Below are 21,099 nucleotides of genomic sequence, written 5' to 3' on the forward strand. Positions count from 1 at the left end.
GATCAGTCCGTCACCCGTGAGCGCTCGTCCGCCGTCAGCGTCGGTTCGGGCGACACCTCGCTCCGAGGGCCACGCATCGTCGCCCACACGACCTTGGGGCTCATCAGCTTCGCCATCGGCCCGGACAACGTGAACGCGTCGATGAACGCCCGAGTGACTGCGGCCTCCGTGGTGGCCGTGCGCACCAAACGGTCCACGTAACGCTGCAAGACCTTGCCCGCCAACGGCAACGGCTTGCCCACCGCACCCGGATACAGGATGTCCTGGTTGGTGGCCATCGCCCACGCCCCGTCGACCACCTTGCCGATGCCGCGCTGGATCCGGTGCGCACCGTGCCCCGCCCGCATCCCGGCGTCCAGTGCCTGAGCGCTCTGCGCCGCGATCGACATCCCGTGCCCGTAGACGGGGTTGTAGGTCGCCACCGAGTCGCCCAGCGCCAGCAGCCCGGCGGGCCAGGACTTCAAGCGCTCGAAGAACATCCGCCGGTTCGCGGTGCTGTGCGACCCGTACACCGGCGACAGCGGTTCCGCCGAGGCGATCAGGTCGCCCACGACCGGGTTGCGCACCGAGCGGGCGAAGTCGACGAACTCGGACTCCTCGGTCGACGGCTCGCCGCCCCGCGTGCCCGACAGCGTCACCAGCCACCGGCCGTCCTCGATCGGCAGCAACGTCGCCGTGCAGCCCGGATGCGGATCACGCGGGTTCGCCTGCACGTTGACGATCGGAAAACCGGACGTCGCAGCCGGAGGAGCGCGGAATATCCTTGTGGCGTACGCAAGGCCGGAGTCGACGCTCTCGGACTGCACCTCGGGCAGCCCGAAGTCGACCAGCCACGAGGGCAACCGCGAACCCCGCCCGGTCGCGTCGACGACCAGGTTCGCCTCCAGCGAGATCTGCTCGCGCGAGATCCGGTCCTCGACCAGCACTCCCGTCACCGCGTGCCGGTCACCGAGCAGCGACACCGGTTCGGTGCCGGTCAGCACCGAGATCTTGTTGTCCCGCAACGCCTGGCTGCGCACGACCCAGTCGAGCAGCCCGCGACTGCACGACACGATGAACTGCATCTCGGGGAACCGCGGCACCCATCCCTGAGCGCTCAGCGACACCAGGTCGTTCGGCACCCCGATCCGGTGCGCGCCGGCGGAGAACAAGGCGTCCAACGTGCCGGGCAGCAACGACTCGATCGCCCGCGCACCACCGGCCATCAGCAGGTGCGCGTGCCGGGCCTGGGGCACGCCGGAGCGCGGCGACGGCCCGTCCGGCAGCTTGTCGCGTTCGACGACGGTGACCTCGTCGAAGTGTTTGACCAGGACGGACGCCGCGAGCACGCCCGCGAGCCCGCCGCCGAGAACAACGGCGTGTGTGGGTGCCATCTAATCCATTCCCCCTACGCGTGCGGCGTCAGCCACGGCGGCGTCGACGATCGGCGAGTGCAGGTACGCGCGCGAGATCCGCACCCACCTGTCGTGCTCGGCGGCGAGGTCGGTGCCGTCGACGATCTCCGAGACGGGACGGCGCTTCGCGGGCTTCGAACGCCCGGACGACCCCGCGGCGCGCAGCTGCGCGGCCTCCACGACGGCGGCCACCTCGTCCTTGGACAGCGAGGCCTGGTGCGCCAGGGACGTCGCGGTCTCGCCGACGCTGAGGTCGAAGTACGGCGTCAGCGCCCAGCGCCAGTCGTTGAGCTCGATGATCTGACGCCGCACGCGGTGGTGCGGGTTCAGGAACTTGCCGGGCGCCACCAGCACGATGCCGGGGTTCACGTGCACCAGCGCGCGGTGCAACGGCCGCAGGGCGAAGTACGTCCGCCAGCGCCGGATCCACAGCGACGGCGACGGGCGCCGCGGCCCGAACACCGGCAGCGCCATCGCGATCACGAGCGGGATCATGCTCAGCGACGCCATCAGCGGCGCGGCCAGGCTCAGGACGTCGAAGCTGCGTTCGCCGAACCAGTCCATCATCAGCACGAACAGCTTGATGACCGCGAACGCCACCGGAAAGAGTGCGGCGACGCAGTACCAGCGCAGGCCCCGCGCGAGCCACGGCCGGGCTGAGATCGCCTCGTCCCGCGCGCCCTGCCAGCAGTGGTAGGCCTGGCCGCCGCAGCCGACCCCGGTGGCCACGAGGTAGATGAACAGGTACACCGCAACCGTCGGCTGCGTGGCGTAGAACGTGTCGAAGTCGGTCTGGCGCTCTTCACCGATCTCGGACTTGAAGAACAGCACGGTCGTCACCGCGACGACCGTCGCGTAGCCGACGATGATCAGCCGTACCCGGTGCCAGGCCTCGGCCGCCGGGTACCGCCAGTACAGCACCAGGGCGTAGGCCGACCCGGCGAAGCAGATCACGAGGCCGTAGACGATCAGCACGGCGAAGTTCGGCACGCCGCTGACCCAGTTGATCCAGGTGACGTTCGCGGGCGCGGCGAAGAGCACGGCGAACGATCCGAAGAACACCGTGGCGATCAACGCCACGACCCTCGGGCTGCCCCAGCTCGACCGCAGCGCACGGATCTTGTACGCGAGCAGCAACAGGCCGACGACACCGCACGAGAGGTAGATCAGGTTAAAGATCGCCACGACGCACCCAGCGAGATCTTCCTTCGAGAGATTCCGCCACCCGGCGCACGTGCGCGGGTTCCTCCGTCGCGGCCGTGTCGGCCCACACCCGGTGCTCCGTCAGGCGCTCCAGCAGGTGGTCCGCGAGGTTCTCGGCCTCGCGTTCCTCGTCCTCGGTCAGCGTCGTCCTGCCCGCGATGATCTGCGCCATCCTCGGCAGCAGGTGCGGCGCCAGCTTGCGCATGCCCTCGCTGCGGCCGAGCGCGACGGGCTGGTGCTGGAGCAGCACGTGCGCGAACTCGTGCAGCAGCACGTGCAGGCGGTGGTACCAGGACGGGGAGTCGGCGCAGATCACGAGGTACGTGCCGTTCTCGAGCAACGCGGTCGCGCCGCTGAGGCACACCGCGTTCGTGATGGCGGCGAAGCGGACGTCGACGGGACGCTCGAGGCGCTCGCTCATCAGCTCGCAGACCCGGCGGCTCGCGTCGCGGTGCGTGGCGTCGGGCGGCAGGTCGAGGTCGCGGGCGACCTCGTCGACCAGCCTGCGCAGTTTCCTGCGGTTCACCCGTCGCCTCCTCTCGATGTCGTCGGCAGCGGTCCAGACAGAGATCTTCACGCCGTTGTCGTCATCATCAAGTGAGGTCCGGCGACGGACGGCGGCTGTTCAGCGGGAACGACCAGCCCTCGCCGACCTCCAGGGCCTGCCGGAACCCTTCTACCGCAGCGGCTCTGGCCTGCGGCGACAGTTCGCCGGTGCGTTCGGCCAGCCGGGTGACGAACTCGACGACGCCGAGTTCCCGCAGTGCCAGGAAATCCGTGAGCTCCGAGTCGACCCGCGCCGCGAGGTCGTCGTCGAAGAAGTACGCCGGGTCGGCGCCGAAGTGGTCGGCCAGGCCGAGGATGTGCTTGAGCCGCGGGTTGTCGCTGGCCGAGCTGAGCAGTTCGCGGATGTAGCTCGCGGAGATGCTGCCGAACTGACCGGACGAGCTGATCGCCGCCGCGACCTCCTCCGGTGACCACGGTCCGCGGTCCGGCGGGTGCACGGCCTCGAAGAGCGTCGTCAGCGCGTTCGCCCGCCACCCGGGCTGTTCTCCCGCGTGCAGGTCACCGCGGCCGCCGAGGAACACCGCCGGGTGCACGCCGAGCGCGCCCGCGAGGTCGACGATGGCCTGGCAGGTGGGGTTGTCCTTCACCCCGAGCCGCAGCTGCGAGATGTAGCCGTGCCCGATGTCCCCGCCCCGTGCCTTGACCGCGGCGGCAAGCGCTACGTTGGTCACCTTGCCTCGGCCGTCGGGCGGGTTGCTGCACAGCTCGTTGAGGACCTCGGCGAACGGCCTCACGCCACACCTCCGCTGGAGCGACTCGTGGCCGGCGATCATTCCACTGTTGTGGAACCAAGAGAGCATATGGCATCACAGGGGTTGAATCCACCTGTCCGTAGTCCTATGATCACACTCCGCCGCTTGCACTGGTGTGTCGCGTTCGATCCGAACGACGTCACCGCAGTTGAAAGGGGCAGTTCGGGCCGGTCAGAGCTGAAGTCTGGGGGGACTCATGGCGACTGCGCGGATGGGACTTCCGGTGAATCACGGTTCTCTGCGGCTGCACGACGAGAGCGCTCCCTCGCGCTGTGGTTCGTGTGCGCAACCGGTTGGTGCGTGGGCCACGGACCGCCTCACGGGCCTGCTGGGCCGTTGGGGCTGGGACGACCAGGCGCCCGCCGTGTACCGCCGTGCCCAGCGCCGGTGGGAACAGGTCGCGTTGCTGATGATCGACCTCGACCGCTTCAAGAAGATCAACGACGAGTACGGGCACCCCGCGGGCGATGTCGTGCTGACCGACGTCGCCGACGTGCTGAAGGCGCACACACGCTCGTCAGATCTCGTGTGCCGATACGGCGGCGATGAGTTCCTCGTGCTGCTGCCGCGCACCACTGGCGGTGAGGCTGCTGTTGTCGCAGAACGGATGTTGCGCGGCATCCGCGCGTTGCAGACCGCGATCACCACAAACGACGGCTACCACTTGACGCTGCACGGCCAGACGGCGTCCATCGGGGTCGCCTCCCACGTGCCGGGCAGCGAGGACACGCTCATCGACCTGGTCCGCGACACCGACGCGGCCCTGCAACGGGCCAAGCGCAACGGCCGGGCCCGCGTCCAGGTGCACGACCCCGGTGCGTTCGCGGCGGAGCGGAAGCCCGACACCTCGGCGTTGCACCACCTGCTCGCGTTGCAGGACCTGATGAGCAGCGAACAGCTGCCGCAGGTCCTGGTCGCGCTCTCCGATGGTGCCAAGGCGATGGAGGAGCTCGTCGCCGTCCTCGGTCCCAAGGTGATCCGGACGCTGGAGCGCTTGCAGGACAACGGTTTCGTGCTGCGCCGCGCGTCGCGCTACGAGCTCACGGCCGCCGCTCGCGAGTGGATCACCGACGTGCTGCCGGCCGTGGCCGCGTGGACGAACCGCCACCACGGTCTCGTCCGGTAGGGCCTGTGTCTCAGCGCAGGGTCGCGAGCCGCTGCTCCACCTCGTCGGCCGTGGCGTGGCCGCGGGCGAGCGCGTACATCTCCGACCCGCGGACGGCGATCAGCGTCGGATACCCGTTCACACCAAGGCGTGCGGCGAAGTCGAAGTCCTCGTCGGGCGACACGGTCTCGAACGCGGCCACGACCGCGTCGGCGTCGAGGCCGAAGTCCTCGGCGATCGTCCGGTAGGTCTGCGGGTCGGACAGGCTCGCGCCGTTGTGGAAGAACGCCTTCTGCATCGCCACGGCCAGTTCGGCTGCTCGCTCCGGCGCGGCCTGGCGCAGTGCGATCAGACCTCGTGCGGCGGCCTCGGAGTCCATGACGAACGAACCCTCGTCGAGCACCTCGTTGAAGGCGTCGCCGAACGTGGCGCCGGTCCGCGCGGTCACCTGGACGTTGGCGCCCTTGATGAACCCGAAGTTGCTGATCGGCACGCGGCGGTCGCCGGTGAACAGGCCGCCGGAGATCACCTCGACGGGCAGGTCGGGGTTGCGCTCGATGACCGTCTCCAGGGTGCCGGAGAAGGCGTGCGACCAGCCGCAGTAGGCGTCGAAGACGTAGAGGAGCTTCACGAGCAGTACAAAGTATCTGACTCGTCAGATATTTCGTGGTGTGACCCGGTTCACCTCAGGCGCGGCAGGGCGTCCCTCGCGGCGTGGCTGAGGAGCTTGAGGTCCTGCGCGAACTGCTCGCGGTGGTCCTCCGGCAACGGCGCCAGGAAGTGCGTCCTGATGTTCTCGAGGTGCAGGTTCGCCGCCCGGACCAGGGTTTCCGCGCCTTCTGCGGTCAGTGTCACGAGGCGGCCGCGCTTGTCGGTGGGGTGTGCGGCGCGGGTCACCAGTCCCGCGCGTTCCAACCGGTCGATCACCCGCGTCGCGCCGCCCGTGGTGAGGACCTGCTCCTGGCTGATCGCCCGCATCGACAGTCCGGGCTCGCCGGCCCTGCCGAGGATCAGCAGAACCTCGAACTCCAGGTGCGTCAGCCCGCACTCCTCTTCGAGCGCGCGGCCGAGCAGGTACCCCAGCCGGCTGGCCGCGCCCTGAAGACGCCCGAACGCCAGCATCGTCGCGTTGGTCGCCGCGTCGTGCGGGGTCTTGATGTCCACGGCGCAGCGTAGAGCACCGAACGAGGCCTGCCTTTGCGGACTTCCAAGTCGTAGCGTGAGTCGTGGGGTGATGTCGGGTGGGCAGAGTCGAGAACACCGCGTCCGGGACGGCTTGCGGGAACGTGGTGCAGGCGGGGTCGATCGGAACCTTGAACATCCATTCCGGACCACCTGGAAACCCTGTGCCTCAACAGCTGCCGCCCGCGCCGAGCGTGTTCGTCAGCAGGGTCGACGAGCTGACCGAGCTCGACAGGTGGCACGAGCGCGAAGAGCGCCAGCTGCTCGTCGTGGTCAGCGGGCCCGGCGGGGTCGGCAAGACCGCGCTCGCGTTGAGGTGGCTGCACGACACGCGCGACCGGTTCCCCGACGGTCAGCTCTACGTGGATCTCGGTGCCCACGCGGAGGCCGCGCAGCCCGACGAGGTGCTCGAGTGGTTCCTGGGCGCGCTCGGCGTCGAGGTCGTGCCGCCGGGTCTGCCGCAGCGCCAGGCGTTGTTCCGCTCGCTGACCGCGAACCGCTCGTTCGCGATCCTGCTCGACAACGCCGCCAGTGCCGCCCAGGTCAGGCCGCTGCTGCCCGCCTCGCCGCGCTGTGTCGTGGTGGTGACGAGCCGGTGGCGGCTCAGCCCGCTCGGCATGGACGGCGCCCGGTTCATCGAGGTCGACCCGATGGACCTGCGGGACTCGGTCGAGCTGCTGGAACGCGTGGTGGGCGAACCCAGGCTCGCGGAGGAGGCCGACGCCGCACGGGAGCTCGCGCGGTTGTGCGGCGGGATGCCGATCGCGCTCGGGGTGATCGGCGCACGACTGTCCCGGCGGCCGCGGCGCACGCTGGCCAGGGAGGTCGACGAGCTCAGGACCGAGAACCGGAGGCTGGCGGGCCTGGATCTCGGCGGTTCGGCCTCGGTGAGCGCGGTGCTGGATCTGTCCTATGTGGATCTCCCGCCGCGTCAGGCTCGGCTCTACCGCCTGAGCTGCTGGCACCCCGGCCCCAGTTTCGGCGTCGAGGCCGCGGCGGCGATGCTCGCCGACGACGTCGGTGAGGTCGAGGACGACCTCGACGACCTGGTGGAGAAGAACCTCCTCATCGAGGTCGGCGACGACCGGTTCCGGTTCCACGACCTGCTGCAGCTGCACGCACGTGCGCAGAACGACGCCGAACGCGAAGACGCGATCCAACGCGCCGTGGAGTTCTACCTCGACAAGGCGGTCGTCGCCGACGTGGCGGCGATCCCGGGCAGACCGCGCGTGGGCCTGCGGTTCAAGTCGGCCGACCCGGACGCGTTCGGCTCACGGGCACAGGCGCTCGACTGGCTCGACCACGAACGCGACAACCTCGTGCAGGCGTTGCGGGCGGCCGACGTCCACGGCTGGCCGGACCTCGTCTGGCAGCTCGCCGAGGCCATGTTCGCGTTGTTCCAGCGGCGTCACCACTACTCGGACTGGCTGTTCACCCACGAACGCGGGGTGCGGGCGGCGCAGATGTGCGGTGAGCGGACCGCGGAAGCCAGGCTGCGCAACCAACTCGCCGTCGCGCTGCGCAACCTCGGCCGCCTCGACGAGGCGACCGCCCAGGTCCGCACCGTGCTCGAGCTCGCGGGCGATCACGATCTCGGCAGCAGGGCCACCGCTCTGATGTTCCTGGGCCACATCTACCGCCTGAGGGGCGAGCTCGACGTGGCCCTGAGGTACTTCCGCGAGGCGCTCGAGGTGGAGATTCGCCACGGACGCACTCGCGGAATCGCACTGGCCCGGCGCCGCATCGGTGAAGTGCTCATTCACCTGGGCCGTCTCGACGAGGCCATCACGGAGCTCGAGGAGTCCGAGGCGTTGTTCGACAACGGCGTGGACAGGGCTCGCGCACGGATGTTCCGGTCCCGCGCCGTGCTCCGGGCATTCCGCTTCGACGAGGCCGGGCGGCTCGCCGAGAGCGTGCTCGCCGACGTTCGTGACGAGGGCTCACCAATGCACGTCGCCGATGCGTTCGAGCTGCTGGGCGAGATCGCCGAACGGCAGAGCGACCTCGCGCGGGCTCGCGACCACTACCGCTCCGCGCTGGCCTGCTACGGCGAGTCCTTCGACCCGAGCGCCGAGCACGTCCTGGCCAGGCTCGCGGACCTCGACCGGAACGACGACGAGCGAACACCCGACGTACCGCCGCAACAACAGCCCGGCGACCGCGAGCGCGGCCTCGGCTGACGGTGCGGGCCCGGCCACCAGCACGTCCGCCAGCGCCCACCACTTCGGCGTCGCCCGCCCGACGTGGACGAGCAGCACCCCGTCACTCCTCACCACACCCACGTCAACGGCCATGGCGCACCGGCGAGATCGGCACTGTGCGGGCCGGCTCCGGGATGCCGAGCAGCCGGTACATGGCCGCGCGCAGGATCGCACCGGACCGGTCGAGCCGGGAACTGATCAGCTCAGCGAATCCCTCGACGACCACGGCTTCAGCGATGTCGTCGGTGTACAGGGGAACCGCCTCGCGCAGCACGTGCGCAAGACTGCCGTGACGCACCTCCGGACAGGTGGCGAGCAACATGCGGGCACCGACGCCGGCGGCGTACTGCGTCGTCGAACCGTGGTCGCCGATGACGACATCGCTCGCGATCATCGTTGCGCGCCAACCCTCTTCGGGTGGAACGACGATCACGTCGCAGTCGGCGAGCCACGACCGCACCTGCCAGGCACCGTGCGCGGCCCAGATGTTCGGGTGCAGCACCGCCGCCGTCCTGAACGACTTCGGCAGCTCCCGGTACAGCTCAGGCCGTTGGCAGAACGTGGAGTCGGCCGTCCACGTCGAACTGATCGTCACGAGCGTCTCCTCCGGCCCCACCCCCAACGCCCGCCGGTAGTGCTCGCGGAACGGCAGGCCGGCCCGCATCCGGTCGAGGCAGATGTCACCGGCCACGACCGCCGCGGGCAAGGCCTCGGGACACGACTCGACAAGAACCTCGAGCTCGTGGTCGTGCGACAGGGCGATCACCGAAGCCGGCACCTTCCCACCCCGCATGAGCAACTGCCGATCGAGCCCGTGCGTGGGCTGAGCGTCGCGCCCAGCCGACCGAACCCGTTGGCGTGACTTCAGAGCGCTCGCCCCGTGCGGCAGCACGAGCACGGGCCCGGGCGCCCGGTCGACGAACCGGTAGCTGGCCGCGAGCACGAGGTCGAACTCGTGCTGCACCGCCATCTCCCAAGGAATCACCAACCCTCCCACCGCGCTGAGGAACTGCGCGGTCCCCACGTCCGGCTCGGGCTGCGTGAAGTACGTCTGGACCCGGAAGTCGGAGTCCAGCAACGGCAGCAGATCGAGCAACCGCGTGCCCGCCACCACGGTGGGCACGATCACGAGCACCTTGCGGCACCCCGGCACCGTCACGCGGTGCGCACCTCCCGCACCGAGCGGGGTCGTGAACCAGTTCATCCCGGCCTCCATCGGTCGAAGTCATTGCCAAGACCGTCCCGGCCGGACTGTTCATCGGACTGTCACGAACTTTCTCCGCACTTCAGAGCACTCGCGAGCAAGACACGTGTCCTGTTTCACGCACTATTCACGTCCATATGTCAATGGACTGTCACTGAACTGTCATCTTGGGCTGAACGAGTGCATTGCATTGCCGCTGAACAGGGAGGACACTCTTCGGCGGGGACGCGAGGGGTGGCGCTGGTGGATGCGCGATTCACGATTTTGGGGCAAACGGGGATACGTGTCGGCGAGACGGTCGACACGCAATGGGGCCCGCTCAAGCTGCGCGCGATGCTCGCGGTGCTGCTCACTCGTCCGGGAGCGCCTGTACCTGCGGCGGAGCTGATCGACTGGGTCTGGTCGGACGACGACGTGCCGCCCAAGAACCCCTCCCAAACGCTCTACTCGTATTCCTGGCGGATCCGCAGGGCACTCGATTCGATGCAAGACCGGGTGGAATTGGTCGTCGCGAACGGTTCATTTCGCTTGACGGCCCGGCGTGAATCCATCGACTACTTCCAGTACCGGGATCTCGTCGATCGCGCCCGCGATCTGGCTCGTCGCGGAGACCATCAGCAGGCCCTGGACGCGATTCGCAGGGCATTCCACGTCTGGGGTGATCAGCTCCCGCTCGAGGACCTCAAATCCGGCCGCGCCGAGGCGTGGCGCAGCCAGGCCCGGCGGACGGCGCAGGTGCCCGCCTACGAACTGCTGTGCAGCGAGTACCTCGTGCTGGGCGACTACAGCTCGGTTCTCGAAGTGCTCGACGACCTGGCTCCCGACCACCTCGCGCACCCGAGCCTGCTCAAACGACGGCTCGAAGCGCTGTACCTGTCGTCCCGCACCGATGAGGCGACACAGCTCTACCTGAGCACGTACCAGGCGTTCAAGGCCGCGCTCAACGACGCCGCGGCGCAGGACCTGCGCGAGTTCCACGACCGCCTCAGGGCGCACGGGGTCGCCAGGACGGAGCCGACTACCGGTGCCGCGGGCGTCCTGGTCCCGGAACAGCTCCCGCTCGACGTGCCGATGTTCGTGGGCCACGAGGACAAACTCGCGGCGTTGGACGTCATGGCCTCCCGGCCGGGCGTGGTGGTCGTCGACGGAGTGGGCGGTGCGGGCAAGACCGCGTTCGTCGTCCATTGGGGACACCTGCGCCGCCAGCGGTTCCCGGACGGCGTCCTCTTCGTTGACATGCAAGGGTTTTCCGACGGTGTCAGTGTCGACACCTCCTCTGTCGTCGACCGCTTCCTGCAGGGCCTCGGTGTGTCTCCCGACCGGATCGTCAATCCCGACCACCGCCTCGCGAAGCTCCAGTCGGTGCTGTCCGGTCGACGGCTGCTGGCCGTTCTGGACAACGTTCGTGACACGAGCCAGATCCACCCCCTGCTGCCGTTGTTCGCGTCCGGTGTGGTCGTGGTGACGAGCCGGTCCCGGCTGTCCGATCTGGCGGCTCGCCTTGCGCCGCAACGGATCTCCATCGACCCGTTGAGCGACGACGAGGCGTGCAGGCTCCTCGTCGACCGCATCGGTGAACACCGCGGAGGCTGCGAGGAGCTCGTCGAGCTGTCCAGGGTCTGCGGCGGGCTCCCGATCGCGCTGAAGGTGCTCGCGAACCACATCGCGACCCGGCCGGGCGTGCAGTTGGGTGCGTTCGTCACGCACTTCCGCGAACGTGGTGTGCTCGGCATCGGCACGATGCACGGGCCTCGTGCGGTCTTCACGCAGTCGTTGCGCGCCTTGGATCCTGACGCGCGCCTTCTGTTCAGGACGATCGGCGCGCATCCAGGACCGGGCATCAGCGTGAGCGCGGCGGCGGCGATGGCGGGGTTGCCCGCCCGTCGTGTCCACGAAGCCCTGGACGCCCTGGCGGAGGCGCACCTGCTGGAGCAGGCGGGTGAGCTGGACAGGTACAGGCTGCACGACCTGCTGCGCGAATTTGCGGCCGGGCTTCTCGAAGACGCGGCCGAACGTGTTGCCATCGAACGCCGCATGCTCGACTTCTACTACAGGACGGCGGAAAACGCGGACGTGCGCGTGCTGCCAACCATGATCCGAGTGCCCACATCGGACAGCGACGAGAACGTCGGGGCGCTCGAGTTCCGCGACGTGGCGGCCGCACACCGGTGGTGCACCGCCGAGGCGCAGAACATCGTCGCCCTGGTGCGGTTCGCGATCAGCGCCGGCTACTTCGAGTACGCCATGCAGATCCCGCAGTTGGTCGGACAAATCTGGCTGAGGCAGGGATTGACGGCCGAGGTCCTGAACGTGCTGCACGCCGGGCTCGCCGGCGCCAAAGCGCTCGGCGAGTCGGCTGCGGAACACCTCGCCGACCTGCTCCAGCAGATCGGCCACACCTACCTCGCGCGTCAGGAGTACGGACGGGCCGAGCACTACGTGCACTCCGCGCACCTGGCCTACCTGCGGGCACCGGGCGACCAGACGCCGGGAATTGCGTTCTGCCTGCACACCGGTGCGCGGATCTTGGTCGCGACGGGCAACGTCACCATGGGGATCGACAGCCATGAGCGCGCTCTCACGTTGGTGCGGATGATCGGTGAACGCGGCCCCGGAATGGAGAAGGTCTTTCTTTATCGCGCCGGAGAGGCCTACCAGGAAGCTTTTGACTACCAGCGTGCTGCTTCCTACTACCACAAATCATTGGTGCTGGCGCGTGAGCAGGAAGACGAAGCCTCTGAGGCCACCGTTCTCCAGTTGCTCGGATCGCTGAGCTTCGCGAGAGAACGAATTGCGGAAGCTCGTGGGTTCGCCGAGGCCGCACTGTGGAAGCACGCTGGATTGCTCGCCGTGGGGCGAGTGGGTGAGGTTTGTGCGCTGTTGAGCGAAATCGAACTCGAAGACGGAAATCTGTTCGAAGCTAAACAATATGCGCGCAAAGCGATCCAGTTCTGCGGGCGGGCTGGTGCGTCGCTGAGCGAAGCGACCGCGTTGCACGTTCTTGGACGCATTCATGCGCGCGAAGGCTTGCGGGACGGTGCGATCGAAGCGCTGTCGCTCGCCGTCGCCCTGCTGGCTGACCTGCAGCCCGAGCGCGGCGACCGCATGGCCGCTGAGCTACGTGAACTCGAGCTGGAAATCGAGCTGCCTGGGGCTCGTAAAGATTCTCCCGTGGTCAAGCGGGATACCGAAGCGTTCTGAACTTTCATTACTGACAGTACCTTTCCTGCGGGCTTTCGCTTGTTCGAGTGTCCTTCTCCTGTGTGACGGGTTGACAGCACTGCGTCTGTCGGTAGAAGATTCCGGCTTCAAGCCCGAATTCCGGGCGATGACGAATCCAGGAGCAGAGCCTTGATCAAGGCGCTATGTCGGCTGCTTGCCGTCTTTGGCGTGGTCGCTGCGGTGGCGGTTGTTGCAATGGTCCAGAATGATGCGCCGTCGACAGACGCCTCGAAGCATTGGTGCGACGGCGTCAACAGGGACGACCACTTCGAGTAGGTCGGCCCGGCAGAGCCCTGGGGCCTGCGGTTTTGAAAGATGTTCAGGTTCTTGTGCTGGTCAGGCGGCGTATTTCTCCGTGAGCGCGTTCGACCGGTAGGCCAGAGCGATCCGTTGCAGGCTGCTGCGTGAGGAGCCCTCGTCCATCGCGCAGGCTCGGAGCGCTGTGGTCATCCGGCGAAACGGCTGGACGTCGTCCTCGGTGGTGATCACCATGACGCCTGGCGTCATGGTGATCACCACCTGTTCGTCGTCGTGCACCTCGAAGCCGTGCAGCAGCGCGGGCGTGATCACGGCCTCGCGCGGGACCACTCGAACGATGACGTTCGGGTGGCGTGCGGTGATCGCGGCGAGCTCCAGCATCTGCTCGCTCATGAGCTGCGCCGGGCCGACGCGGTTCCGCAACGCCGTCTCGAACACGAAGAACTCGAACCGCACGCTCGGAGTCGCGATCAGGTCCTGCCTCTTGCGCAGCAAGGCCGTCGCGGTCCTGGTGTTGCGCTGCGACAGCGGGCCTGTCGCAGCGAACAGGTAGTCGCGGGTCCTCAACCAGTCGGGCACGACAGCGGGGTCGGCCGCGACGACGTACCCGGCGCCTCTGAACTTGGCCAGCAGTGCCGCATGTTCGGCGAAGGTGTCACGGCGCAGGGTGATGCGTCGCGCCGGTTGGTCGTCCTGCACTCGGTCGATCAGGTCGAGCGCGTGCGCCGTTGCGTCCGCGTCCATGCTCAGCCCGACGGCGAGGCGGCGCACGTCGTCCGCGCCCGGCAGCAGGATGCCGTTCTCGATCTTCGACATCTTGGACTGGGTGAACCCCGCCCGACGCGCCGCCTCCGCCCCGGTCAGCCCAGCCCTCTTCCGGTGCGCGCGGATGAGCGCGCCCAGGTCGTCGAGGTCGTGCTGGGCGTCGTCGGAGCGGGCCATCGCGGTTCCTGTCGGTCGATTGGTCGCAAACGTACCGCCAAGTGGCTCACGCGGTCGAGTCGACACCCTTGATCCGGCCGTCCCGGAACGCGTCCACGAACAGCCGGTGGTCCTCGCGGGTCTGGCGGGCGTAGTCCAGCGCGAAGGCGACGATCGAGTCGGAGAACGCGGCCTCGCGGTCGCCGATGGCCGCGGCGATCGCTTCCTCGCACTGGAAGGCGACGAGGGTCTGGGCCGAGTCCTCGTCGGCCACGCAGTGCATCTTCGCGGTGGCTTTGCCCAGGTAGCCGAGGACCGGGAGCATGTCGGCGGGTTCGGTCAGGTCGGACCAGTCGAGGTCGGCCTCGTACGGGCTGAGCTCGGAGACGACGTAGCCGACGCCGTCGATCTGAGTGTGGCCGAGCCACGGGTCGGCGTGGGCCTGCAGGGCTCGTTGTGAGACGGCGGTGCGGTGGCCGTGGTCGGTGAAGTACTCGCGGATGCGCTCGTCCGGCACGATGCGGCTGGGGGCGGCGACGTTGGCCTGCTTCATCGACAGGACGACGTCGTTCTCCAACGCCTGGGTGCGGCCCTCGACGAGGATGTTGTAGGCGTGCAGGCCGGCCGAGCCGATGCCGAAGCCGCTGCGGCCCACCACGTCCTTGACGGTGTAGGTGCGGCTGGACGCGCGCTTGCCGGTCGGGATCGTGTCCAGGTAGGACGCGAACGCCTGCTCGACGGCGGTGCGGACCTCCGGCGTCAGTTCGTGGGTGCCGTCGCGGTCGCGGCGGAAGACGCGTTCGTAGTCGACGATCACGGTCTTCTCGTCGAGCAGACCGATTCTGGTGGCCAGCCGGGCTCGTTGCAGGACGCGGTGCAGGGCGCCCTCGGTGCTGTCGAGGCCCAGGCTGAAGAGCTCGTCGCCGGGGCGTTCGGCGAACGTGCGGACCTGGCCCACGTAGGCCGAGACGTACGCGCGGATGAGGTCGGTGATGACGTTGTCCGGCAGCGCCTTGCGCCACCCGAGCAGGGCCATCGAAGCGGCGAAGCGGCGGATGTCCCACGTGAACGAGCCGAGGTAGGCCTCGTCGAAGTCGTTGACGTCGAACACCAGCGTGCCCGCGGAGTCCATGTAGGTGCCGAAGTTCTGCGCGTGCAGATCGCCCTGGATCCAGATGCGGCCGGTGCGCTCGTCGGCCCACTCATCGGGCAATTCGGCCATGTCGGCGTAGAACAGGCACGCACTGCCTCTGTAGAACGCGAACGGTTCGGCCGCCATTTTGCGGAACTTGTGCCGGAACGCAGCAGGATCCGCCGCCATCAGTCCGGCAAAGGCGTCCTCGAGCACGTTCACAATGCGGTCGCCGCGATCGGTCATCGGTGCCCCTCCCTCTCCCTCTTGAGGACGCCGATCCCAGCACGAGGATGCGTTCGAGTCGCCGTGCGTCTGCAAATTTCACGGAGAGCAGGAATCGAGAAGCCCGCGGTGCGGGCCCGCGCCTAACGTCGAAGGCATGTGCTTCATGTTCGGAGCAAGCCGGGAACAGGTGCTCCGCGCGCTCGGGCTGACCGAGGACGCGGAGAACGGGCCCGGCGGGGTGATCACGTCACCGCCGCCGGGCCCGGAGAGTCACGCGTGGCACTCCATCAGCGCCTGCTCCGACCCGCCGCCGTAAGCGCTCGGGTCCACAGTGGAGCAGTGCTGGGTGATCCACTCCTGGCGGCCGTGGTCGTCGCGGCCGCCAGGACCTCCACGGCCACCCATGCGGTCGCCGCCGCTGAGCACGAACTTCAGCTTGCCCTCGCTCACCCACGTCTGGAGCTGGTCGACCGACGGCGCGTTGTCCGAGCCGGAGAACCCGCCCATGCCGATCACCACGGCGTCCGAGCCCATGATGTACGGCGAGGCCGCCTGCGCCGAACCCGCGATCGCCAGGGTGATCTCGGCACCACCGCCGTGTTCCTCGGCGTAGGCGAGGATGCGCTTCTGCTCGTCGGTGAGCTCACCGCGGTTCCCGCCCATCCCCGGCATCATCCCGATCTGCGGACGGTTCCCGCGCGGTTGCTGGTTCCCGCTGGGTGGCTGCTGGTTCCCGCCCGGAGGCTGCTGCCCGTTCATGAACACCTCGAAGCCACCACCACCGCGCTCCATCGGCCCGGCAGCGGGCATCACGCCGTTGCCAGTGGCGGAAGCCGCGGTCGCGGTCGACCACACGGCCGGCGTCAGCAGCACCGCGACGAGCGCGGCGACGAGCCCCGCCCTGCGCAGGCCCGCCAGGAGCACGACGATCGCCACCACGGCGACACCGGCCGTCGCCCACCGCACCCAGCCGTGCCAGGACGTGTCGCGCGAGACCACGACGAACGCCCACCCGGCGGTGATCGCGATCCCCAGCGGCAGCAGGAACCGGACGAAGCTCTTGGCGCGCCAGAACATCATCAGACCGGCGGCGCTGATCGCGGCGACCGCCGGAGCGAGCATCGTCGTGTAGTACGGGTGCCAGATGCCCTGCGCGAAGCTGAACACCAGCGCGGTGACCAGCAGCCAGCTTCCCCACATGAACCAGCCCGCGCGCTCGGCCGCGTCACCGGGAACCTTCGCGCGCCACCGCAGCACTCCCGCCACCGCGACGGCGACCAGCACCAGCAGGCACAACGGCAACAGCCACGAGATCTGCCCGCCCACGGAAGCGCTGAACATGCGCGTGATGCCGACCTGTCCGCCGAACATCGCACCGCCGCCCGGCCCGCCGAACTCCATCGGGCCCTGACCGGTCGGCACCTGACCGGAGGGCGGCTGGGCACCGAAGAACTCGGGAGCATTCCCGCCGCCCCGGTTGCCGCTGCCGCCGAACACCCGGCCGAGACCGTTGTAACCGATGATCAGGTCCCACGCGCTGCCGTCCGTGCTGCCTCCGATGTACGGCTTGGAGCCAGGCCACCACGCGTGCAGCGCCACCCACCAGAACGACGACGCGATCAGCACGGCACCGGCCGCCAGCACGTCGAGCACCCGCCGCTTCACCGGCGCACTCGACCCCACCAGGTAGGCCAGCGCGAAGCCCGGCACCACGATCCACGCCTGGAGCATCTTGGTGAGGAACCCGCAGCCGATGAAGAAGGCGCACCACAGCAACCACTTCGTCCGCGGACGGCTCTCCGTCGACTGCACGGACCGCGTGAAGGCGTACGCGGCCGCGACGAGCAGCAGCACCAGCAACGTGTCCGGGTTGTTGTCGCGGTTGATCGCCACCGTGATCGGCGTCAGCGCGAGGATCAACGCGGCGAGCAGCGCCACCTTCTCGTCCGCCCACAACCGGACCGTGCGATGCAGCAGGAAGACCGCCGCGACGCCCTCGACCACCTGCGGCAGCAACACCGCCCAGCCGTGGAAACCGAAGATCCAGACGGAGATCGCCTGCGGCCACAGCGACATCGGCGGCTTGTCGACGGTCACCACGCCGGCCGGGTCGAACGAGCCGAACAGGAAGTTGGTAAAGCTCGTCGACATGGACTTCGCGGCCGCCGCGTAGTACGCGTTGCCGATCTGGCCCGCGCCGATCGCCCACACGTACAGCGCGCCGGCCAGCAGGCAGATCGCGGCGAGAGTCCAAGCAGGCCAACGTGAACGTTGCTGTGCACCGGCCGTGTCGCTGACCGGAGCGGCCACCTCGGCAGTGGCGGTCATGCCTGTTCCTTTCGGTCGTCCCTGCGGAACACCCAGCTCCGCAGCAGGAAGAAGCGCCCCGCCGTGCCCAGGGCGGACGAGCCCAGCAGCACGGCCAGTTCGAGGGCGCGGGACGGGTCGGGGACGGCCGCGTGCAGCACGAGCAGCGCGGCCGACGTGAACGCGTAGTAGAGCCCGAACACCACGAAACCCTGCAGATGCGTTCTGCCGCGGGCGGTGTTGCGGGCCGTGAAGGTGAAGCGGCGGTTGGCCTCCGTGTTGAAGAGCGTGGTGATCACCAGCGCGGCCAGGTTGGCTGCCAGCACCGGCCACCACAGCCGGAAGACGCCGTACAGGGCCAGGTTCGCGAGCGTGGAGATCACGCCGATCACCGCGAACGACAGCATCTGCCAGGACAGCCCGCCCTCGCTGCGGCTCAGCACCGCGTCGGGGTGGATCGCCCTGGGTTGCGGCCGCTGCGGCAGCCCGTTCACGAGTGCGGTGCCGTTGGCCTTCGCTCGCGCCACGCGGATCAACCCCTTGACGTCGTCGATCGCCGTGCCGATCACGTCGACCCTGCTGTCCACGTCCTCGACCCAGTCGACCGGGACCTCGTGAACGCGCAGACCGTTGTGCTCGGCCAGGAGCAACAGTTCGGTGTCGAAGAACCACGCCTCGTCGCGGGCCTGGCCGAGCAACGGCCGGACGACCTCGGTGCGGGCGGCCTTGAACCCGCACTGGGCGTCGCTGAACTTCGCACCGTGCGTGAGTCTGATCAACGCGTTGTAGCCGCGCGAGACCAGCTCGCGGCGTGGCCCGCGCACCGTCCGCGAACCCGGTGCGAGCCGCGAGCCGATCGCCAGGTCCGAGTGCCCGTTGAGCAGCGGCGCGACCAGCGGCAGCAGCCCGTCGAGCCCGGTGGAGAGGTCGACGTCCATGTACACGACGACGGCCGCCTCGCTCGCGCCCCACGACTCCTTCAGCGCCAGCCCGCGACCCTTGCGGTCCAGGTGGTGCACGCGCACCCGCTCGTACCGCTTGGCGAGGGCGTGCGCGACCTCCAGCGTCCGGTCGGTGCTGGCGTTGTCGACGACGACGATCGACCAGTCGAACGGGAACTGCTCGCTCAGGAACCCGTGCAGCACCTCGACGCAGCCGGGCAGTGCGCGTTCCTCGTTGTAGACGGGGATCATGATGTCCACCGTCCCCGTCGCCTGTGCGGTGCTCACCGCCATGTCTTCTCCGTTCCACTGTGGACACAGCTGTGACCGTTGTGGGACCGAGCTTGCTGACGCTGTCGTGAGAACGTCCTTGGCTTCTGCTGAGAGAATCGTTAGAGCGGATTCACACAGGTGCCTCACAGGTTCGCCCTCTACCGTCGCCCGCATGCGACTGCTCGTGGTGGACGACGACCCGGACGTCCGGGACAGTCTGCGGCGCAGCCTGGAGTTCGAGGGGTACGACGTCACCACGGCCGCGGACGGTGCCGAGGCGCTGCGGCTGGTGCACCACGCCGACCTGGCCATTCTCGACCTGATGATGCCGGTCCTCGACGGTTCGGAGGCCTGTCGCCGGTTGCGTGCGGCGGGGGAGCGGCTGCCCGTGCTGATGCTCACCGCCCGCGACGCGCTGGGCGACCGCGTCACCGGCCTGGACGCCGGCGCCGACGACTACCTGGTCAAACCCTTCGCGCTGGAGGAGCTCCTGGCCCGCGTCCGCGCGTTGCTCAAGCAGAACCGGCGCCGCGCGGCGCCGCGGTCGTTGCAGTTCGCCGATCTGCGGATGGATCCCGAGGCCCGCGAGGTCGTGCGCGGCGGCGTCCACCTCGACCTGACTCCGACCGAGTTCGACCTGCTGGCGGTGTTCCTGGGCGATCCCGAACGGTTGCTGACCAAGCAGCACCTCAAACACGCCGTGTGGGGCCACGACAACGGGACCAACAACCTCGACGTGTACATCGGCTACCTGCGCCGCAAGACCGAGGCAGGCGGACGGCCCCGGTTGCTGCACACCGTGCGGGGCATGGGTTTCATCCTGCGCGAGACGTCGCCGTGAAGGGCCCGGTGTTGCTGCGCGGCAAGCTCGCGTTGATCACCGCGTGCGTGGTGGCCGTCGCGATCGGCGGGATCAGCGTCATCACGTGGCTCGTCACCGATCACAACCTGCGCTCGCAGCTCGACAAGTCGTTGCTGGCGAGCCTGCCGCCGCGGATCAACCAGCCGCCGCTGCCGGGGGAGATGCGCGGTTTCCGGCTCCGCTGCGACGAAGGAGTGCCCAACGAGGGCCTGCAACAGGTGCTGCAGGGCATCCAGACCCTGAGCCCCGGCGGCCGCACCTGCGCACCTCCCGGCGTCGACCCCGTCGTGACGAGCGACACCGACTTCGTGACCACCACGACGTACCGCGACGGCGTGACGAGGTCCGGCGCGGAGGCACGCGTTCTGCTGCAACCGCTCGACAACGGCGACGTCCTGATCCTCAGCCGCAGCGTCGCGGAGATCGACGGCACCCTGACCACGCTCGCCGGCGTGCTCGCGGCCGTGGCCGTCCTCGGCGCCCTGCTAGTGGCCGGACTCGGCCTGTGGCTGACCCGCCGTGCCCTCGCTCCCATGGAACGCCTCGCCCAGACCGCGGAACACATCGCCCGCACCGAGGACCTCACCACCCCGATCACCGTGTCCGGCCAGGACGAGGTGGGCAGGCTCGGCCGCGCCTTCACCTCGATGACCGCGGCGCTCGCCGAGTCCCGCCGCCGTCAGCGCGATCTCGTCAACGACGCCGCGCACGAGCTCCGGACCCCGTTGACTAGTCTGCGCACCAACATCGACCTGCTGGCGCGCAGCGAACACACCGGACGTGAGCTGCCGGGGCGCGGCGAGGTCCTCGACCGCCTGCAGGCGCAGAGCCAGGAGTTCAGCGACCTCGTCACCGAGCTCGTCGTGCTGGCCCGCGACGACCGCGAGCTCGCCAGCGTTCCCGTCGACGTGGCCGGGGTGGTCGACCGCGCCGTGAAACGAGCCCGCAGCCGCGCCCACGACCACGTCTTCGACGTCGACCGCTCCGCGTGGTCGGTCCTGGGTGACGCGGGCGCGCTGGAGCGCAGCGTGCTCAACCTGCTGGACAACGCCGTGAAGTTCTCCCCGGCGAGTTCCACGATCACCGTCCGCTCGCGGCCCGGCTGGCTCACCGTCAGCGACGAGGGGCCGGGACTTCCGTTCGAGCACAGGCAATCGGCGTTCGAACGGTTCTGGCGCGCGCCGGACGCCCGTGGCCTGCCCGGATCCGGTCTGGGCCTCGCGATCGTCGCGGACATCGTGGCCGTGCACGGCGGGAGCGTGCGGTTCGTGCCGAGACCGCGCGGTGCGTCCGTTCGCGTGGATCTGCCGGAATTCCGTTGAGCAGCAGACGATCGACGGTGGTTCG

The 21,099-nt window shown here is 68.9% G+C and carries 16 protein-coding genes; 5 read left to right on the plus strand and 11 right to left on the minus strand.

Going from position 1 to position 21,099, the window contains the following annotated elements:
• Positions 1-2: 2 nt before the first annotated feature.
• The 4 genes from AOM45_RS11340 to AOM45_RS49380 form a co-directional block, all read right to left on the minus strand.
• Complete coding sequence (locus tag AOM45_RS11340) at positions 3-1,373, minus strand: NAD(P)/FAD-dependent oxidoreductase (protein ID WP_030467420.1); 1,371 nt, start codon at positions 1,371-1,373, stop codon at positions 3-5.
• Positions 1,374-2,579 (minus strand): MAB_1171c family putative transporter, encoded by a 1,206-nt coding sequence (locus tag AOM45_RS11345; protein ID WP_030467419.1) that lies wholly within the window; start codon positions 2,577-2,579, stop codon positions 1,374-1,376.
• A complete protein-coding gene (locus AOM45_RS11350; RefSeq protein ID WP_156093802.1) occupies positions 2,566-3,123 on the minus strand; it encodes a hypothetical protein in 558 nt (185 codons plus the stop codon). The genes AOM45_RS11345 and AOM45_RS11350 overlap by 14 nt, the downstream gene beginning before the upstream one ends.
• A gap of 67 nt (positions 3,124-3,190) precedes the next feature.
• Entirely contained in the window at positions 3,191-3,898 is a 708-nt protein-coding gene (locus AOM45_RS49380; RefSeq protein WP_156093801.1) for a hypothetical protein, read from the minus strand.
• A gap of 241 nt (positions 3,899-4,139) precedes the next feature.
• On the opposite strand from AOM45_RS49380, the gene AOM45_RS11360 reads away from it, so the two are divergent.
• Positions 4,140-5,042 (plus strand): GGDEF domain-containing protein, encoded by a 903-nt coding sequence (locus AOM45_RS11360; protein ID WP_059362345.1) that lies wholly within the window; start codon positions 4,140-4,142, stop codon positions 5,040-5,042.
• A 10-nt stretch (positions 5,043-5,052) separates the two neighbouring features.
• Here the strand turns inward: AOM45_RS11360 and AOM45_RS11365 are convergent, their stop codons facing one another.
• Both AOM45_RS11365 and AOM45_RS11370 read right to left on the minus strand, forming a co-directional pair.
• Positions 5,053-5,652 (minus strand): DsbA family protein, encoded by a 600-nt coding sequence (locus AOM45_RS11365; RefSeq protein WP_030467415.1) that lies wholly within the window; start codon positions 5,650-5,652, stop codon positions 5,053-5,055.
• Between the two features lie 50 nt (positions 5,653-5,702).
• On the minus strand, positions 5,703-6,185 hold the full coding sequence (locus tag AOM45_RS11370) for a MarR family winged helix-turn-helix transcriptional regulator (RefSeq protein ID WP_030467414.1): 483 nt from the start codon (positions 6,183-6,185) through the stop codon (positions 5,703-5,705).
• Positions 6,186-6,367: 182 nt separating this feature from the next.
• On the opposite strand from AOM45_RS11370, the gene AOM45_RS11375 reads away from it, so the two are divergent.
• Positions 6,368-8,383 (plus strand): ATP-binding protein, encoded by a 2,016-nt coding sequence (locus AOM45_RS11375; protein WP_051783260.1) that lies wholly within the window; start codon positions 6,368-6,370, stop codon positions 8,381-8,383.
• Between the two features lie 103 nt (positions 8,384-8,486).
• On the opposite strand, the gene AOM45_RS11380 is transcribed toward AOM45_RS11375, so the two are convergent.
• A complete protein-coding gene (locus AOM45_RS11380; protein ID WP_051783313.1) occupies positions 8,487-9,608 on the minus strand; it encodes a hypothetical protein in 1,122 nt (373 codons plus the stop codon).
• A gap of 234 nt (positions 9,609-9,842) precedes the next feature.
• On the opposite strand from AOM45_RS11380, the gene AOM45_RS11385 reads away from it, so the two are divergent.
• Positions 9,843-12,809: an AfsR/SARP family transcriptional regulator gene (locus tag AOM45_RS11385; RefSeq protein WP_156093800.1), complete on the plus strand. Its 2,967-nt coding sequence runs from the start codon at positions 9,843-9,845 to the stop codon at positions 12,807-12,809.
• A 357-nt stretch (positions 12,810-13,166) separates the two neighbouring features.
• Here the strand turns inward: AOM45_RS11385 and AOM45_RS11390 are convergent, their stop codons facing one another.
• The 4 genes from AOM45_RS11390 to AOM45_RS11405 all read right to left on the minus strand — a co-directional run bounded on the left by AOM45_RS11390 (position 13,167) and on the right by AOM45_RS11405 (position 18,911).
• Positions 13,167-14,030, minus strand: a complete 864-nt coding sequence (locus AOM45_RS11390; protein ID WP_030467410.1) for a Scr1 family TA system antitoxin-like transcriptional regulator — start codon at positions 14,028-14,030, stop codon at positions 13,167-13,169.
• A 46-nt stretch (positions 14,031-14,076) separates the two neighbouring features.
• Complete coding sequence (locus AOM45_RS11395) at positions 14,077-15,387, minus strand: DUF2252 domain-containing protein (RefSeq protein ID WP_030467409.1); 1,311 nt, start codon at positions 15,385-15,387, stop codon at positions 14,077-14,079.
• A gap of 252 nt (positions 15,388-15,639) precedes the next feature.
• Positions 15,640-17,697, minus strand: coding sequence for an ArnT family glycosyltransferase (locus AOM45_RS11400; protein ID WP_030467408.1), 2,058 nt, complete (start codon positions 17,695-17,697; stop codon positions 15,640-15,642).
• Complete coding sequence (locus AOM45_RS11405; protein WP_030467407.1) at positions 17,694-18,911, minus strand: bifunctional glycosyltransferase family 2/GtrA family protein; 1,218 nt, start codon at positions 18,909-18,911, stop codon at positions 17,694-17,696. Before AOM45_RS11405 ends, AOM45_RS11400 begins: the two co-directional genes overlap by 4 nt.
• A gap of 151 nt (positions 18,912-19,062) precedes the next feature.
• Between AOM45_RS11405 and AOM45_RS11410 the strand changes: the two genes are divergently transcribed.
• A complete protein-coding gene (locus AOM45_RS11410) occupies positions 19,063-19,731 on the plus strand; it encodes a response regulator transcription factor (protein ID WP_030467406.1) in 669 nt (222 codons plus the stop codon).
• Positions 19,728-21,074 carry a sensor histidine kinase gene (locus tag AOM45_RS11415; RefSeq protein ID WP_035910106.1) on the plus strand — a complete coding sequence of 449 codons (1,347 nt, stop codon included), beginning with the start codon at positions 19,728-19,730 and terminating at the stop codon, positions 21,072-21,074. Before AOM45_RS11410 ends, AOM45_RS11415 begins: the two co-directional genes overlap by 4 nt.
• The last annotated feature ends 25 nt before the right edge of the window (positions 21,075-21,099 follow it).

Origin of the sequence: Lentzea aerocolonigenes (assembly GCF_000974445.1) — a bacterium.
Lineage (GTDB): Bacteria > Actinomycetota > Actinomycetes > Mycobacteriales > Pseudonocardiaceae > Lentzea > Lentzea aerocolonigenes.